The 16,321-nt window shown below is 64.9% G+C and carries 14 protein-coding genes; 6 read left to right on the forward strand and 8 right to left on the reverse strand.

Translation table 11 applies throughout. The annotated features are described in order from the left end of the window. Nucleotides 1-279: 279 nt before the first annotated feature. The 8 genes from VT03_RS34140 to VT03_RS09985 form a co-directional block, all read right to left on the reverse strand. Entirely contained in the window at nt 280-1,197 is a 918-nt protein-coding gene (locus VT03_RS34140; protein ID WP_075092838.1) for a hypothetical protein, read from the reverse strand. Continuing rightward, nucleotides 1,194-2,048 (reverse strand): hypothetical protein, encoded by an 855-nt coding sequence (locus tag VT03_RS09955; RefSeq protein WP_075092839.1) that lies wholly within the window; start codon nt 2,046-2,048, stop codon nt 1,194-1,196. Before VT03_RS09955 ends, VT03_RS34140 begins: the two co-directional genes overlap by 4 nt. A 66-nt stretch (nt 2,049-2,114) precedes the next feature. Beyond that, nucleotides 2,115-2,954 (reverse strand): MotA/TolQ/ExbB proton channel family protein, encoded by an 840-nt coding sequence (locus VT03_RS09960; RefSeq protein ID WP_082846098.1) that lies wholly within the window; start codon nt 2,952-2,954, stop codon nt 2,115-2,117. Nucleotides 2,955-2,999: 45 nt separating this feature from the next. Beyond that, the gene (locus tag VT03_RS09965) at nt 3,000-4,577 is read right to left on the reverse strand and encodes a GYF domain-containing protein (protein ID WP_082846099.1); all 1,578 of its coding nucleotides are present in this window, start codon (nt 4,575-4,577) and stop codon (nt 3,000-3,002) included. Between the two features lie 8 nt (nt 4,578-4,585). Next, a complete protein-coding gene (locus VT03_RS09970; protein WP_075092842.1) occupies nt 4,586-7,612 on the reverse strand; it encodes a hypothetical protein in 3,027 nt (1,008 codons plus the stop codon). 57 nt (nt 7,613-7,669) lie between these two features. Continuing rightward, a complete protein-coding gene (locus VT03_RS09975; protein WP_156514381.1) occupies nt 7,670-10,285 on the reverse strand; it encodes a hypothetical protein in 2,616 nt (871 codons plus the stop codon). Between the two features lie 67 nt (nt 10,286-10,352). Beyond that, entirely contained in the window at nt 10,353-11,252 is a 900-nt protein-coding gene (locus VT03_RS09980) for a hypothetical protein (RefSeq protein ID WP_075092844.1), read from the reverse strand. Between the two features lie 64 nt (nt 11,253-11,316). After that, nucleotides 11,317-11,820 (reverse strand): hypothetical protein, encoded by a 504-nt coding sequence (locus tag VT03_RS09985; protein WP_156514382.1) that lies wholly within the window; start codon nt 11,818-11,820, stop codon nt 11,317-11,319. A gap of 280 nt (nt 11,821-12,100) precedes the next feature. Between VT03_RS09985 and VT03_RS09990 the strand changes: the two genes are divergently transcribed. The 6 genes from VT03_RS09990 to VT03_RS10015 all read left to right on the forward strand — a co-directional run bounded on the left by VT03_RS09990 (nt 12,101) and on the right by VT03_RS10015 (nt 16,321). Continuing rightward, entirely contained in the window at nt 12,101-13,375 is a 1,275-nt protein-coding gene (locus VT03_RS09990) for a tyrosine-type recombinase/integrase (protein ID WP_075092846.1), read from the forward strand. Then, complete coding sequence (locus VT03_RS09995) at nt 13,372-14,283, forward strand: hypothetical protein (RefSeq protein ID WP_075092847.1); 912 nt, start codon at nt 13,372-13,374, stop codon at nt 14,281-14,283. Before VT03_RS09990 ends, VT03_RS09995 begins: the two co-directional genes overlap by 4 nt. 662 nt (nt 14,284-14,945) lie before the next feature. Beyond that, the gene (locus VT03_RS33330; protein ID WP_156514383.1) at nt 14,946-15,170 is read left to right on the forward strand and encodes a MarR family transcriptional regulator; all 225 of its coding nucleotides are present in this window, start codon (nt 14,946-14,948) and stop codon (nt 15,168-15,170) included. 273 nt (nt 15,171-15,443) lie between these two features. Beyond that, nucleotides 15,444-15,623: a helix-turn-helix transcriptional regulator gene (locus VT03_RS10005; RefSeq protein ID WP_156514384.1), complete on the forward strand. Its 180-nt coding sequence runs from the start codon at nt 15,444-15,446 to the stop codon at nt 15,621-15,623. Next, entirely contained in the window at nt 15,616-15,879 is a 264-nt protein-coding gene (locus VT03_RS10010) for a hypothetical protein (protein WP_075092850.1), read from the forward strand. Before VT03_RS10005 ends, VT03_RS10010 begins: the two co-directional genes overlap by 8 nt. Before the next feature lie 67 nt (nt 15,880-15,946). Beyond that, nucleotides 15,947-16,321 (forward strand): hypothetical protein, encoded by a 375-nt coding sequence (locus tag VT03_RS10015; protein WP_075092851.1) that lies wholly within the window; start codon nt 15,947-15,949, stop codon nt 16,319-16,321.

A 16,321-nucleotide genomic window follows, 5' to 3' on the forward strand; every position in this document is an offset into this window, starting at 1 on the left:
CCGCTGGGGTCAAGGGGGTCTCACCCCCTTGCCGCCGGAGGCGCTTCGATGAGGAACCGTGGTACACAACGGGCATCCGCTTTGTGGTACCGGCAGTGAGGACTCGACGCTCGCTTTGCAATCCCCGCGGGTTAGATGAGGGGGCATCCGGCACGGTGTCCGCGTTTGGACACGCTCTCCTTCAGATATCTCTCGACGGCCAGGCCTCCGGCGGGCAAAGGGGCCTTGCCCCTCTGCACTCCCCACCAGGGTAGCCCCTGGACCCGGTTCTTTGGGCCCTTACTGCGATGGGCGCTGCTCCCCGCCTCGGTCGGCCACCGTGTTGTCCGCCTCGCACGCCAGAATCCCATAACGGAAACCCGCCCCCGCCAGGATCTGCCGCAACCGCCGGAACGAATCGTACGAATCCGGCCAGACCGTCACATTGATCTGATGCTCCTCCGGTGAAAACGCCCGCAGCATCTGCCGGATCTCCGCCTCACCCCGCGGACCGGCATCGATCACGATCCCCCCCGTCGGCTTCGGGTGGACATGCAGCGTGTCGTCATCCGCCTTCGAGACGAAGTAGTCATCGAGATTCGGCCCCGCCGGCTCGCCTCCGACATAGCGGTGCCGCAGGTAAAACCGGTCGTAGCAGAGGCACACCTGAACCGCGCTGAGCTCCCGCCGGTGCTCCGCCAGCGGCAGCGACTCCGCTGGCCGCTCCGGGATCGACCGCAGCTCCTTCTCGAGCGCCGCGAGCTCCCGCTGCCGCCCGGCGAGCTGCCGCGCCTTCGTCGTGATCGCCTTCCTCCGCTCACTCACCTTCCCGACCCGGTCGACGTTCGAGGACTCCAGCCCCGCAACCTCCCGCTCCAGCTCGGACCGCTCCCGCGCCGCGTCCCGCCAGCGGTCGAGCCGCGCCTGGTAGTCCTCCGGAATGAGCCGGGAGATCAGCTCGATCTGCGCGGTTCGGGCCGCCTGGAGCCGGTCCCGGTCGAGCCGCAGCCGCTCGACATCGGCCGCCAGCGCTGCCAGCCTTTCCTGGGAAACGGGTTCCGCGTCATCGTCCGCACTCGCCCGCAGGCCCCGCTGCCCGCTCATCTGCAGCATCACGATGACGAGCAGGGAAATGAACACGATCCCGCCGAACATATTGCAGATCGTGTCGAGCAGCAGCTCCAGGCTGTCCCCGACGGATTCCTTGCGGCGGCTCACGGCAGGGCTCCTTTCGGACGGCGTTCGATCGCCTCCTCCTCGCCGATCAGCTCCATCCCGAGCTGGAAGGGGAGCTGCCCGGTCCGCTTCGTCAGGAGCTTGGAGAAGGGAGAGCCGCTCGGCCGAATGAGGAACAGGATGTACTCCGCGGGCGGCTTTCGCGCCCGGATCCACGAGAGGAGCGACTCCATCGTTCCGGCCCATGCGATGTCGAGGCTGGCGATCGAGACCGGGATCCGGTGCAGCTCGTCCTCCCCCTCCATCAGGCCGATTGCGAGCCCGGCTTCCGAGACTTCGCAGACCCACGCCCGCTCCGGAGTGATGCCGCGGGGAGCGGCGTAGCGGACGCGGCGATCGTTCTTCCGCTTCTCGATCGCCGCCTGGACTTCGGCGATCCGCTTCTCGACCGCGCGGCGCTCCCGATCGGAGCTCTCCGCGCGGGCCTCCCCTTTCCGCAGCTCGTTCTCCGCCCGGCCCAGCTCCTCGGCGGCCGACCCCAGTTCCCCCAGCTCCGAGCGGACCGCCTCCGCGGCCGCCTGCTCGCTGCGGATCTTCTCGTCGATCAGGCCGCTCGGCGCGTCGGTCGCCCGGCGGATCAGCCCTTCGGCCTGCTGGACCGCCGCCTCCAGCTCGACCGATTCGGCCGCCAGCCGCCGCTTCTCGGACTCCATCTGGGCGGCGGTCTCGCGGACTCCCGCGCGGGTCGCCTTGTCCGCCGCGCCGAGGGTCCGCTGCGTCAATTCGACCGCCAGCAGCAGGACCACCATGATCAGCACGCCGCTGACGGAGGTGATGATGTCCTGAAAGGCGAAGAGCGAGATCGCGTACCCGGTGTTCCGTCGGCGGGGCATGTCGAGGATTCCTTCGGCCGGGGATCTGTCGAGAGAGGAGAGAGTCGCAGGGGACGCCGCGGCGCCTCAGTCGCTGTCGAGCGGCAACAGCCGCAGGCGGGAGAGGACGTGCCGCGAACAGTATTCGCTGCAGGCGTCGAGGAACTCCTGCTCGGATTTCTTCATCCCGACCGCCAGGAGCTGCACGCCAAGCGCCGCCACGAGGCCGATCAGCGTCGTCTCGAAGGCGGTCGCCAGCCCCCCGGTCACCGACTGCAGGCTCCCCTTGATGCTTTCGAGCTCGGTCGCCGTGCTCAGGACGAGGCCGAAGTTTCCGATCGCGGCCGAGAGCCCCAGCACCGTCCCGATGAAGCCGAGGACCGGGATCGCCCAGATGAACGCCGAGACCATCAGGTACGAGGTCTCGAGGGTCGCCTCGTCGCTGTCGCCGTGGGATTTGAAGATCTCGGCGACATCCCCGATCCGCCCCAGGTTGCGGAGGTTCGAGAGGGCCGTATCGATCCGGTTGAAGAGGATGAAGTACCGCGGATCGTCGACCGCCGCGTGAATCTGCTCCTGGACTTGGTCGACGGTATGGGGCGAGAGGACGAAGTCCCGTTCCTCCGGCACGACCGCGATGGCGAGCGCCCGCCGCTGGAGCCGGAGCTTGAGCGATTTGAGCAGCAGGATCATCACCGACCACGCCGTCAGGAAGATGATCGAGACCGCGATCGTCTTGCTCCCGTCCCGGAAGAACGGGAGGACGAGCGGCGCCTCGCGGAAGGGAAAGAGGGCCGCAAAGAACGCCGCCGTGATCAGCACCGCGCACAGGAACGTCAGCAGGGAATTGACGCGGGTGAACCGCCCCCCGGCAAAGCCCAGCCGCTGTTCGGGATCCTCGGAGAACCAGGACAGTCTCGTCGACATCATCACTCTCCGCTCCGGGACCGGAGCCTTACAAGTCCGGGCGGTCTACCGCCACTGCAGGGCGGGAATCTTGGCTTCGTTCTCCAGTTCCTCCCGCATCTGCGCCACCGGGAAGGCGACGTAGACCGGCGAGTCCTCCTTGAGATAGAGCGTGTTGATCCCGTACACGACTCCGGCCTGCTCCCCTTCCCGGAAGACGAGCGGTCCCCCCGAGTTCCCGGGGCGGATCGGTGCGGTGTGCTGGACGTTGTAGATCCCGCCCGTCTCCTGCTGGACCACGCTGATCTGTCCGGGGGTCGGCGTCAGCTCGAAGGCGCTCGCCTTGAACGAGTCCCGGTGGCTCTCCTTGCCGAACAGGAGTTCGCCGAGCGACTCCGGCTTCGACTTGGCCGCCACGACCGCCCGTTCCTCGTCGGTCACTGCCCGCTGGGAGACGCCGGGGTAGCCGAAGGCCACGACCTCGGAGAGCTTGGCCGCCTTGCTCTGCCCGCTGAGGGCGAAGTGGGCGGTCTGGTCCGGCCGGTCGATGCGGATCGCCGCCATGTCGAACCGCGTGCTCGAATAGAGCAGGTCCGCCGGGTAGTGCTGCGAGCCGAAGTACACCACCAGGACCGGCTCGACGTGCCCGATGCGGGTCTCGACCTGATCGATCAGGGCGATGACGTCCGGATCCAGTTCGGGCCGGCCGTCCTTGTCGGCGACGGGCCGACCTGTCCCGTCCCGCTTGACGGCGTAGACCTCTTTGAGCGACGTCAGGAGGCGTCGGACCCGGCCCTCGTCGGTGGCGTTCTCGAACTTCTCGTATTCGTCGATGACGTGCTTGTTGGTCAGCGCGTGCCCCTCGGGGGTGACGACGAAGCATGTCCCGTGGCCCCGGCCGAGCTCATGGTGCTCCCCGGTCGTGAGGTCGATCTCCAGATAGAAGACGACCATCCCGGTGGCGTCGTTGATCGCCGCGTTCACGGCGGCGTCGGCCAGGTTCGTGGAATGGATGCTCCCCTTGGGGATCGAGCCGTCGGACGGCGTCGATGGCGACTCCGGTGCATGCGAGGCGGACTCGACGGCGGAGGCGGGCCGGTTCCTCGTATACAGCAGATAGCCGCCGACGCCGATCCCCGCCGTCAAAAACACTGCCGCCGCGAGAGCGGCCCACTTCCCGGCGGTCATCCGCGGCGGAGAGGCAAAGGCGTTGGGGAAGAACTGACGGGCCTCCAGCCAGTTGGGGAGCCCCGTCTTCCACAGGAGCGTGTCGGCCTCGACCTTTCCGGAGACGATCAGGTTCTTGATGAACGCCTCGTCGACCGGCCCGATCTTGGAGTCTCCGGAGTTGTAGTACCACTCCTTAGCTGCGACTGGCGCGACGGCGACCGGTTCCGGCTCGGGAACGGGAGGAGCGGCCCCCCGCTTGTCGGGAAACATTCCCGGCAGCTCGGTCGCCGGACTCCACTGCGCCTGGTCGATCGAGATCTGGTGCAGCTTGCTGAACTGCCCCCGGCCCGCCATGCGGGTCAGCTGATCGACGGAGAACGGCCCCTTCACCTGCCCGCGTAGGCGGATGAAGTACCGGAACGGATCCGCTCCGGGGGACGGGGCGCGGGACGAAGGGGGAGAAGGAGGGCTCATAGGATGGCTCAGTTCGAGGAGACCTGAGACGAGGAGTTCAGCGGCCGGGCGAAGACGAGCCGCCCGGGGAGGAAGTGCGCGGCGGTCGCCGCCGGAACGAGGTGCAGCGTCTCCCGCTCGTAGCGGCCGAGGACTTCCAGGCGGGCCGCCTCCTTCTCGGCTCCGCTGCCGTCTTCCTTTCCGGGCTCCGCGCCGCCGGCGGGGGGAATCACCGCCACCAGCGTCCAGGCTCCGGCGGGAAGCGTCACGTCGAGCGTCGGCTTGCCGGCGTCGTCATAGGTCATCCAGCCGACCGCCTGGTACTGCGCGGCGAATTCCGTTTCGATCTGCTGCAGGGCCGCCTTGGACGAGGGCCAGACCTTGGCGAAGTCGAGCGTCGCGATCCCCCGCAGGTAGTCGAGGCACTTCGCCCGCCGCTCCTTGACGTCGTCGCTCTTGGGGTCGGCCCAGTCGGTCAGGAGGTTGATCCGCTCGATCGCGTCGGTCATCTCCTTTTCGAACGCGAGGAACGGTGGATGCTGGTCCGCCCCCAGGCTCCCGGACCGGGCCAGTCCGCAGAGCGTGCTCAGGAGCTGGAGCCGGAGGATCGGGTCGACCTGGTTCTCGTTGATGACGGTCTGGATCACGGCGCTCATCGTCGCGTCCCAGCTTTCCGCCCGCATCTCCTTCAGGTGCTCGCGGATCTTCTGGGCCAGCGCCACCTGCGGCGCGACGGCCGGCTTCAGGCTGAGGAGACTCTTCGGCAGGACCTTGACCTCTTCCGGGTTCTCCATGACCGACCACCGCGTGAACTTGATGATCGGCTCCTCACGGAGCGGCTCGCGGAAGTTCACGTAGTAGGTCCAGGAGTTCTTCTGGTCGGGAGCGACCTGCAGGATGTAGAGGTCCCGCATGTGCTCCGACTCCAGGATGTCCGCCGTGATCTGCGCCAGAAGCCCCGAGGCGGGCTTGTACCGCTTCTCCAGGACTCCGAGGACCGCGGAATAGCGTTTCAGGGCGGGGCGAAAGGGGGACTGCGGATAGTCCGCCAGATACTTTTCGATGGCATTCTGCCTTGTCCCGATCAGTTCGAGCGACGAGGGGAAGAGCTTCGCGGCATCGCTGGGGAAGGCCTGGACCGCGAACAGCGACTGCCACTGCGACAGCTCCGCCGCGGCCCGTTTCATGCCGGCCGACTGCGGATCGTCGTCGATCGAGGTCGTGAAGAGCGAAAGGAGCTCGGCGTACGCCTTGGCCTCCGCCTGGCTGTTGCCGGCGGGGCGGATGCGGGACCGCGTCTTGAGGTCGCGGAGGAGTTCGCCGCGACGGCGGTTGCGGGTGAACTGCCGTTCCAGGTCGTCCACTTCGGAGAGGAGGAACTTGTGCTGGTCCGCCAGCCGGCCCGCCATTCCCGGCAGCTCGGAGGCGATCGCCGAGAGGCCGTCGCGGATCCGTCCCCGGCGTTCATCGAAGTCCGCCGCCGCGAGATCCTTGAACTCGCTCTTGAGCTGTTCGACCTGCTTCCCCTGTGCTCCCAGCCGGGCCGTCAGGTCCTCCTCGCGAGACTTCATCCGCCCCGCACGGGTGATCTCGATCTTCTGCCCCCGGACTTCGACGGTCCGCCGCAGGTCCGGCAGCGCCGGCGCCTCTTCGGTGATTGCGGTCGCCTCGGCGATGATCCGCTTGAAGCCTTCGGCATCGGTCTCCGGGACGGTCGCCGCCCGTTCGAGGAGAAGTTCGACCCGCTCGGTCCGGTCGGCGGTCGTCTTGGCCAGGGCATCGACTTTGCCGGCCACCGCGATCCAGTCGGCGTTCTCCGGCCAGTAGGGGCGATACTTTTCCCGGACCTCCTCCGCCTGCTTCAACTCTCCGGTGTCGACGTGCTGCTGGATGCGGGCGATCACCTGCCTGCGGAGGGCATTGTCCTGCACGCGGGTCACCACCAGGACGACGGCGGCGACGACCGCGATCGTGGCCGCGACCGCCCCGCCGACGATGACGAGCCGCTTCCGCCGCCGCTGATTCTCGAACGATGCGATCCGCCCCGTCAGCCGCGACTTGACCGACGTCGGGAGCGGACGGCGGTGCATCGCGGTCCGGTCGAGGAGCTGCCGCAGCTCGGTCTCGTCCGCCGGCTCGCGGTTCAGGGCCATCTCGACCTGGTGCAGGTGGTCGGCCCAGGCCGCCTGGGCCGCCTCGTTGGCGAGCTGCTGCTCGCACCACGAAAGGGCGGGGAGGGTCTGGAGGACGAGCGGGTCGTCCGGCGTGAGCACGGCCCGCGGCAGGACGGTCTTCCATTCCTGATGCGTCGGCCGGGCCCGTTCGAAGTCCATGGCGCCGAAGGCGGCGTGGAGTTCGCCGGCGAGACCGCGGAGCCGCTCCCGGGCATCCGTCCGGACCGCTTCCTGGAGCTGGGACTGGAGGTTCGCGACGAGCCGCGGCGGGAAGGGGACCGACCACGTCGCCCCCAGAAGCTCTCCCAGGAGGCTCTGCGCCCCCTCGACCGTGGGGGCCTTGCGGACGTTCCGCGCTTCCTGAAGGATCTGGGCCAGCCGGGCTTCTTCGTAGGCCTTGATGTCGGTCGGCCAGAAGTCGGAGTTGGGATCGTCGCGGGCGATCTGCCGCAGGAGCGTGAGCCGCTGGCCGAGGGGGGCCCGCTGGAGGGCGAGCTTGCGGTGCAGACGGAGGAGTCGTTCGAGGGGGGCGTGTTCGCCGTAAGCCTCGTCGAGCATCTCGGCGACGCTCTCGAGGATCGGCTCGGGGGTCTGCAGTTCGAGGAACTGCATCATCTCGATCCAGGCGAGGACCTCATCCCCCGAGAGGCTCTGGATGACGCCGATGGCATCGAGCAGCCGCGGCTCGAGTTCCGCTTCCTGGATGGCCTCGGCCCGCAGTCCCTGGCGCAGGTATTCGCCGCAGCGGCGAAGCCGCTCATTGAGCTTCCGGGTGACGGAGTGCAGGTCCCGCGCGAGCTGCTGGATTTCGGGAGTGCTCTCGATGCGATCGTCCGCCAGGGCGACACGAACGCGGTCGATGATGGATTGAATCTGGTGCATTTTGACAGCCCTGGAATCTTCTGCGAAGTAGTGGAAGTCTGGCGGACTGGTTATGTCCTAGTCTTCCGCTCGAATCTGCCACACACCGATCTTCTGAAACGTACTTGCACTAATAGGGCCCGCTTCCGACGTTGATCCGACAATCTGCAGGGGCCAGACCTTGTATGAGATGACTCCCGACACAATGTGCGTCTTGTCCACAAATGCCGCGAACATCTGTTTTCGCTTTCTGAATGCAACTGCTTTGTTGCGATACTTTTCTATGTCAGAGAGGACATCTTCTTCGGCACGGTCAATTTTCTTGCCGTCCGCGCCGGCCTTGGCCCGCTCACTATTGAAGTGGTTCTGTGTATGGGTCTTGGCCGCTGACACCGCCTCTTCAAGTTTTGAGTTGTTGCTGTCGTCTTTGAAGTTGTGTCGGAGAGCTTGGAGATGACGTGATTCTATTCCCGTTGTTACAAGTTTCAGGTTTTCGAGCAAATCCGTGACTTCCTGGGCCTCTTGGTTGAGTCGTTTATCCGAATCCCGCAACGGCGGGTCGCAGCTAAAACGCACTCGGCCTTTGTCGCTAATCTCAACGCTACCACCTCGCTGCAAGGTAAGCTTGTTGATCAGCCCGTCTGTTAATGATGAAAGATTCCATTGTATCTCGGTTTCCGATGTGTCACTCAACGGTACTACATTGTTGTTGACGGTGAGTGTCACGTTCTCGATCAGCATGTCCTCTGTGGGGACAGACTTCAAAAAGTGTGAGGCTTCCGTTTGGATGGCGAAATCTGCGACCAAGTCTTTTAGGAGGAGGCTCTTTGTGCTCGCACCGGCCGGAGGTGAGAACGTCCAGAGAGCTGACTCACCGGAAGAGGTGTGGAGCAGGATCGCGCCTCGGACGAGCGATTCTTCCCACCCATCATTTGAGAACTGCTTCTTAATAGTGATGTTTACTGTTGGGACGCCGGAAGTCTTTGGCTCAATTATTAACTGCGTATTCGAGTCTGCGTATACTTTGCTTCGTAGCATGACTGAAAACGTCCCGTCCTGTAGTCGCTGCTCCACACTGTCGAAATAGCTGACACCTTGTTTGGTGCCATGGCGAGTACGGGGGACGAAGACCGAGCCACCTGTGATCGGTCCGCCAAGTGGCGCGCCTGGTTGGAAAGCAACGCTGATCGGAGCGTCTGAATTCTTTTGAAAGTGAGGCCTTTTCACTGAGAAGTATGTGGTGACTGACTTTTGCTGAGGGGGAGTAGATGAGTTGGTCGGGGAAGGCTTCGCTGCCGAGTCCGACGGGGGAGGCGGTGAGGCGCTAGCCATCGTGCCTTCGACGACCTTTTCCGGAACGGCGCCAGCGTCAGCGGGCCTGTCTGGGGTGTTTGTGGGGCTGCGTTCGGCGGCCGTTGTGTCTGGAGACGCGAGAGAATTTGCGAGTTTGTCAGGTTGCGACGGAGAGGCCGCGCCGTTGTTCGAATCAGCGCCAGAGTTATCTGGCGCTGATTTGGAGGGACTCCCCTGTGAAACGGCGGGCGGTTCCGCCGAGTCGGATACCAAATTGCTCGACGAGGATTCTGCCAGCGCGTCCGTGGAGGGTTGTAGCGCTGGGGCGCGATTCCGCTGCCGAAGATAAATCAAGGTTGCCGTTCCCGATCCGACAATCAGGCTTGCGACGACGAGCACTGCCACGCTCCAAAACACGACGACGTTGGAGCGTCTGCTCCGTTGTGGCAAAGATGGAGGCTCGACTTCGCAGAGGTCATCAACTGGCTCCGCGTTGAATGTCACGGAGTATTCATCCGGATTGCTGACTCGAACGCGGGACGGCTCGTGAGAACTTCCGGGGATTGCCGGTGGGCCAGCGCTTTGTCGTTTCGGCAGGACAGCGTCTTGTCGACGTCCTGTCCGGGCGAAATCGACTAACGTTCCGCCCGCGGCCTTCGGCATGGGAGCCGTCAGGTCGATCCGGAGTGCGTTCACGAACCGTCGGCTCTGCTGGACCTCCGGCGAACCGGCGACGACTCCCGTCCAGGCACACTCGACCGTCTTCGGCAGGGCCGCTCCGTAGGTCGCGAACGTCACTTCCCAGCGGCGGTTCTCCGGCAGGAGCGCGATCGCCTCTTCGATCAGCGGGAGGATGCTCTGGTCGGGGCGGTAGATGATGAACATCTTCCGCTCGGGATCGGCGAGGAACGACTCGGCGAGAACGCCTCCCCAGCCCGCGTCCCCCGTGGCCGCTTCCCACGCGGCGCAGCGTCCCGCCGCCCGCCGCTCCGGCGGCGCTTTCCGCACGGTCGCGAACTGCTCCAGCTGGCCGTCCCACTGGCCGATCATCCAGCCCGGCTGGCCGACGAGCCACGCCGGGCCGGCGGGACAGCTCGCGTCGATCACCATGTGGTGCGCGAGCTTGTTCGAGCGCCCCGTGTAGTCCAGCTCGCAGTCCGACACCCGCGACAGGACATGCTCCGTCCGCCCGCTGATCCGCAGAAAGTAGTGCCCCCAGTTCACCGGGTTCCGCGCCGCCTCCGGGCTCCCCGGCGTGAAGACGTGCCGATAACCGCTCAGCGATTCGAGGATGTCTACCGCGGGGGCGGGAATTCCCCGGCTGCTCTTCACCGTGCAGTACCCGCTGCTCCCCGGCTTGAGACCGGACGGGGCGGACGTGTACAGGATCTCGTAAGGCATGGCGATCATCCCGATCGGTGGCAAGGCAGACGACGAACGACTCACGACAACGCGGACCGCCGGCGGCTCAGGTGACCGGTTTTCCATCCCGGATCCGCGGGATCAGCCCCAGGTTGCTGTTGGCCATGGCGTACAGGAACGGGACCTCCGCCCAGAACGGCTCGGCCTCGCCGGGGCGGATCACCGGGCGGCCGGTCTTGGGATCGACGTGCGTGCTCCACCCCGTGGCGCTGACCGGGATGTAGCGGACCTGCTTCGAAAAGTTCTCGACGGCACTGACGATCTCGGTCGACGTGGCAACGAGGAGCTGCCGCACCCGCTGCGACACCCGGTCGATCATTCCGACGTCGATCGCCGTCTGCGGCCGCATGGTTCCGTCCTCCGCCGGGAGCCGCGTCGGCAGGAAGGCGCTCATCTCGCTCGGGTTCTCGAACAGGAGGTGCAGCCAGCGGTCGCACTTGGTCACGATCACCGTCACCGGGCGGTTGTACTTCTGCGACGACGACAGCCCCGCGAACCGCCGGATGCGGGTGGCCGCCTCCTCGAACACCCCCTCCTGCGAACCGAGGTGGGACTTGTCCACGATGCCGTCGTTCAGAGAGTCCTCCAGACGGCGGAACCGGCTGTCCTGGAGTGGGTCGAAGACGAAGAACAGCATGCTCGATTCCGCCAGGTGCCGCGTGACCGGCGCGGCAGCGGAGTCCTGGCCGGGGAGGTAGCTTTCCCCCGCGTTGTCGTAGAGGCAGATCGTCCGCCCGTAGCCGCGGCGCTCGATGTTGGGGTGGTTCTCCTGCAGCCGCATCGTGAACAGGTACGGGCGGGCGTACCGGACCGACTGGTTGCCGAAGTTGACGTCCGCGTAGCCGTCCCCTTCGACCTGCGTCTTGTGGACCAGTTCCTGCAGCTCCTGGAGCTGGTCGGGCCGGGCGTTGGCGAACAGGCTCTGCTCGTACTGCTTGAGCCGCATGTTGAACGTGGCGTCGGCGTCCGCGAAGGCGGTGGAGAACTTGATCGGGAGGAGCCGCCGGAGCTTAGGCGGCCTGGAGGGCGCGGGCCGCGTGGCGGACGGCCGCCGCGAGATCGGTCCCTTCGAACCCCTTGCTGCGGGTGAGCTCTCCCTTGGCGATCGATCCCGCTTCCATGGCCGATCGGGGACGGCAGGTACCGTCGAACGACTTCCGGGGGGCGGCGGTCCCGGTTCCGGAGCCCGCTCCGTTGCCGCTTCCGCTTCCAGAGCCGCTCCCGATGCCGCGAGTGCCGATGGGCCCCAGCGAGCTGGGGGGTCCCGACGGAGAGTAGATTCCTCCGCGGGAGAACCCGCCGGGACTGCGGCGGATGGGGCTTGAGGGAACGACGCGCGTGGAGGGGGCTGGCGCGGGCCGTTCAACGATCCCTTCCGAGGAACTGGCGGGAGGAGCGGCGGCCGCCGGGGAGGGGACACGGTCGCCGTAGCCGGTCAGGACGACGTAAAGACAGAGGGCCACCACAAGCCCCAGGCCCGAGCCTTTCCAGTGATGGAGGCGAGTGCTGCTCACGTCAAGCGTCCTCTCCACTCGCGGGCTGAATGGCGGTCCGGCGCGTGTTGGACTCGATATCCATTCGATATCCAAAGTTGTGCCGTCGCCAATTCCCGTTTTGTCGAGTCTTTTCATTACTCGGTGCCCATGTCGGCCAAATCCTGCGTACTCGTTGACGCCTGCAAATTGACGCCTGCGAGTTGAACTGGCCCGAAACCCTTGTACAGTAGATGCCTCCGGGCGGCTGGAACCCGCCCGGAGGCTATGACACCTGAGTTATGAGTCAGAGGTGCCACACATGGGCAAGTCTACGGCAACGCGCGCCCGCCGCAAGCCGGCAAAGCCGTACCCGACCTTTCCGCTCTACCCGCACGCTTCCGGGCGCTGGGCGAAAAAGATCCTTGGCCGGGTCTACTACTTCGGGCGATGGGGCGTCAAGAAGGGGGCGTCAATCGTTCCCTTCGACGACCAGCGGACGGCCGCCAACGAGGCCAAGGCCGAGTTTGATCGTCAGTCCCCGGCCCTCTATGACGGCGAGATGCCGGCGCCGAAGCCCAGCGCGGACGGCAAGGACATCTTCGACCTGCGGGAGGAGTTTCTTGCGTCGAAGACAGCCGACATGGAGCGCGGCAAGCTCTCGCCGCGGACGTTCTACCACTACAAGCGAGCGGCCGATCAACTCTTTGCGTTCTTTGGTGCCGACCAACCGCTCGCCGCACTGGGCCCGAAGGAGTTCAGCCGTCTCTACGCCCACATCGCCAAGGGTAAGGCGAGTCCGGTCTACCTGGGAAATGAGATCCGGCACATCCGTGTTGTCCTGAACTACGCGATCGAGAAGGACATGGTCCCGCGGGCGTTCAAGTACGGCCCGGACTTCAAACTGCCGACGAAACGGGAGCTCCGCCGCAATCGCCAGGAACTGGTGAAGCAGCACGGGAAGAAGATGCTGGAGGCGTCGGACATCCGAGCCGTCCTGACTGCCCTGCTGGAGCCGCAGAAGAATACCCGCACGACCCGTCAGGCCAACCTGGCGCTGCGAGCGATGACCCTCCTGGGCGTCAACGGCGGATTGGGGCAAACGGACTGTGCGCATATGGAGTTGTCGCACCTGCACCTCGATACCGCGTGGCTGGACTATCCGCGGGTCAAGACCACGGTTGAGCGGCGGATCCCTCTCTGGCCCGAAACCGTCCAGGCGATCCGCGACTACCTTGCGGTACGGAAGACGGTGCAAGGGGGCGCCTACAAGAATCGAGTCTTCCTGACGGACGCCGGCCGACCCTGGGTCGACATCAAGCCGTCGGGCTACGCGACGGACAGCGTCTCCACCAAGTTCACGAAGCTACTGTCGAGCCTCGGCCTCAAGCGGGTGCGGGTTGGGTTCTACAGCCTGCGACACACGACGGAGACGATCGGCGGGCGGTGCAAGGATCCGGTGGCGGTCTCCGCAATCATGGGGCACGTCCCGGAGTCGGGAGACATGTCCGCGGTCTACCGTGAGGAGATCGGCGAAGACCGTCTGCTGGCGGTCACGAACACGATTCGGGAATGGCTGTTTGGAGGTGAGCAATGAGCCGGCTACTGCAGGTGAAGGGTTTAACGGTCGACCGATTGAAGTGGTATCACGGCCAGTTCTTGGAGGCGGCGCAGCGATTCCCGCGGTTCTATCACACGTTTGCTTGGTTCCATGACCCCAAGGTGGACAAGGCGCTCAACTGGAGCGAGTCGACGTCCAAGGAGCCAAACCCGTTTCCAACGGAAGAGGGATACAAGAGTCGATTCTACGTTCTCGACTTTTGCACTGAGCAGATCGGCGCCGGGGGACCGTTCAATCCGACAGGCCTTTCAGCCTTCTGCCACGACGTCGCGGGCAAGCTCCGGTGGAGCTGCTACTGGGACTCGAACGAGAAGCCCATCGCACGCGAGGCGGTTAGATGGCTCATTGATATGGAGTCTCGCATGGTGCCGGCTATTTCCGGCGTGGAGACCACTTCGTGGGACGCCTGGGCTGACCGTGTGTATGACTTGCTGCCGTTTCACGAGAACGTAATCACGAATGTTTGGGAGTATCCGGACTTAACGCGACGCCACCTGGGACTGGAGTTCTTCGTTGCGTCCGCAATGGCTCTTGAAGTGCTCGTGCAGCGTGCCGCATTGGCCTACGAGCAAATGGCCCCCTCGACCACTTCACGGGTGGAGTGGCCATCCGACCGCCAAGAGTCAGACCTGTTGCCGTTGCAGGTCCAGCTCATGGAGATCATCACCCGCACACCGGGTCTCTCGCGTCGCGAGATCGCAAAGCAGTTGTCCGAGGCGCAAGGGGGAACCGTGACTGAAGACACAATCGCCAAGCCCCTTTCAGAACTCGGACGCCACAAGCTCATCACCAATCACGGAAGTGGGTATCACCCCACGTCATGGGGCACTCGCGTTCTACATTTCAACAAATCTAAGTCCGCGGAGGAGGAGTCGGAGCAATGAAGACAACCAGCCTTTCCACGGAACTGTCCGTTGAGCGACTGAAGTGGTGCCACTCGCAGTTCTTGGAGATCGCGCACGCCTTCCCGGGTGTGTACCACACCCTCGTATGCGAACCGAGCGCCCGGCCTTACCTGCTGCACTCGAGCTTTCTCGACAAGACTTCCCCGTTTCCGTCGCCCTGCGGTTGCATGTGTCAAGAGGAGTATGTGAGCGGCTGCGTCAGCGTAGACGGTGGCAGCCAACCTGTGAGCGGGGGTTATCTGATTGCATATCTGCCGGATGCCCGTGATCAGTTTGGGATCCTCTGGTCAGACAACGAAGCTACGAACATAACCCGCTGTTGGGACAGTATCGCGCGGGCGGTCTATCGAATTGAGCCTACGCTTCGGGGGCCGATGGGAGGAATCCCGCTCCCGGAAGCTCGATGGCCATTGAGAGTACATGACGTCTTGCAGAGCGAGGAATACAAGGTGTTCACGGGTCGCGACGAGCCGTACAACTTTGAGCCTGTCAGTGTCCGCGCATTGGACGTGGAATTTCCACTTGCATGTGCCATCGCAATCGAACACCTCGTTCGGGAGATTGAGATCGGGGAGAGACCGCCGAGGGACTTGCGTCCACCAACGCGCATACCAGACCGCCCTCTCCCTCGATTGCTCCCCATGCAGCTCAAGATCCTGCGCGTAGTAATTGAGCATCCGGAACTCACCGGCCCGCAGATCGTGGAGCACCTTTCGAAGTTAGAGCGGGCAACCATCTCGGAGGATGCCCCGAAGAAGAATCTCAGCGAGCTGGTCCGGCACGGGTTGCTGTCCAATGACTCACAAAACGGGTACACGAGCACGCCCTGGGGTCAATTCGTGTTCGGACAACGAGGGGCTGAATAGGAGGTCAACAAAAACCCTAGCCGCAGCGAGGGTGGACACCAAGGTGCCCACTGAGGTGTCCACCTGGACGGCGACGGGTGGACACCCAAGTACCCACCAAAGTGGCCCCTAGAAATCGCCGTTTTGTCCCCCATGCTGTTGACCGTTCCGCCGCATTCGGCTGGAACGTGTCGCGGTCAGCGGGACGTGGTTCCTGTTCAAGATTCGCGGCACCCTTCGCTCTTGATGACGAGGTGCCCAATGACCCCGGAGCCCAGTGGCACTCCTGCCCTGATGACTCGCGTTGAGGTCGCTGCCCTGCTTCGCTGTACGACCCGCGGCCTCGACAAGATGGTCAGCCGCGGCACGTTCCTGGCCCCGAGCCGCATTGGGGGACTGGTGCGATGGAACCGCGAGCGCGTAATGCAGTTCATTGATGCTGCGGCCACTGTTCGTGAGGTGGCCGGTGCCTGAGCTCTACACCCCGCCGACGCTGGCCGCGCGGTGGCACTGCACGCCCGCCGCTGTCCTGGCCCTGATTGCTTCCGGCGCGCTCCCCGCGTTCACTACGAGCCCAGCCGATTCGAAGAAACGCCGCTGGAAGATTACCGAGGCCGCGGTTCTGGCTTACGAGGCCGGGACCCGCCCGGAACCTGCTGCCCCGACGGCCCCCCGACGACCGACCCGGAAAGCCAATCGGGTTTCCCGTTTCCCGATGTCGGCCCGGTAATGAGAACGGCCGGTCGAGCTCTGACCCTCGCCGGCCGCAGTCCCTTTCCCTCTCGGAGAAAAGTCCCATGAACATCCTACGCCGTGGCCCGATTCGAAGCCATGAGGAGATGCTGACCGCCGCGCTACTCCTGGCCCTGGATCTCGCTGCGAAGAACTCGCTGGCCGCACAGTGGACACTGCAGATCGGACGGCAGCGGCAGATCACGCCCCATGATGCGGAGGAACTCGCGTACCGCGCAAACGAATGCACGCACATCGGCGATATCTTGGATCGGACCAAGGCCACGCAGGAAATGCGGCGCTCTGTGTTTCACTCCTTGCGGTCCGCCGGGGCCCAGGTGACCGCGGAGGACTTCTCCACCCTTACCTGCGTCACCCCCATGACGCAGGCGATGCACGGCTCCGTGGCAGTGCTCCCGGCGACGGGAGCCTCGACCTGA

Source organism: Planctomyces sp. SH-PL14 (genome assembly GCF_001610835.1).
In the GTDB taxonomy this organism is placed as follows: domain Bacteria; phylum Planctomycetota; class Planctomycetia; order Planctomycetales; family Planctomycetaceae; genus Planctomyces_A.

What these genes read in the sequence shown, in the direction of transcription:
- VT03_RS10015 (WP_075092851.1), top strand. Translation starts at nt 15,947, where the DNA reads ATGAACATCCTACGCCGTGGCCCGATTCGAAGCCATGAGGAGATGCTG.
- VT03_RS09965 (WP_082846099.1), bottom strand. Translation starts at nt 4,577, where the DNA reads ATGAGCCCTCCTTCTCCCCCTTCGTCCCGCGCCCCGTCCCCCGGAGCG.
- VT03_RS09975 (WP_156514381.1), bottom strand. Translation starts at nt 10,285, where the DNA reads ATGCCTTACGAGATCCTGTACACGTCCGCCCCGTCCGGTCTCAAGCCG.
- VT03_RS09955 (WP_075092839.1), bottom strand. Translation starts at nt 2,048, where the DNA reads ATGCCCCGCCGACGGAACACCGGGTACGCGATCTCGCTCTTCGCCTTT.
- VT03_RS09990 (WP_075092846.1), top strand. Translation starts at nt 12,101, where the DNA reads ATGGGCAAGTCTACGGCAACGCGCGCCCGCCGCAAGCCGGCAAAGCCG.
- VT03_RS10005 (WP_156514384.1), top strand. Translation starts at nt 15,444, where the DNA reads ATGACTCGCGTTGAGGTCGCTGCCCTGCTTCGCTGTACGACCCGCGGC.
- VT03_RS09980 (WP_075092844.1), bottom strand. Translation starts at nt 11,252, where the DNA reads ATGCGGCTCAAGCAGTACGAGCAGAGCCTGTTCGCCAACGCCCGGCCC.
- VT03_RS09970 (WP_075092842.1), bottom strand. Translation starts at nt 7,612, where the DNA reads ATGCACCAGATTCAATCCATCATCGACCGCGTTCGTGTCGCCCTGGCG.
- VT03_RS09995 (WP_075092847.1), top strand. Translation starts at nt 13,372, where the DNA reads ATGAGCCGGCTACTGCAGGTGAAGGGTTTAACGGTCGACCGATTGAAG.
- VT03_RS33330 (WP_156514383.1), top strand. Translation starts at nt 14,946, where the DNA reads ATGCAGCTCAAGATCCTGCGCGTAGTAATTGAGCATCCGGAACTCACC.
- VT03_RS09960 (WP_082846098.1), bottom strand. Translation starts at nt 2,954, where the DNA reads ATGTCGACGAGACTGTCCTGGTTCTCCGAGGATCCCGAACAGCGGCTG.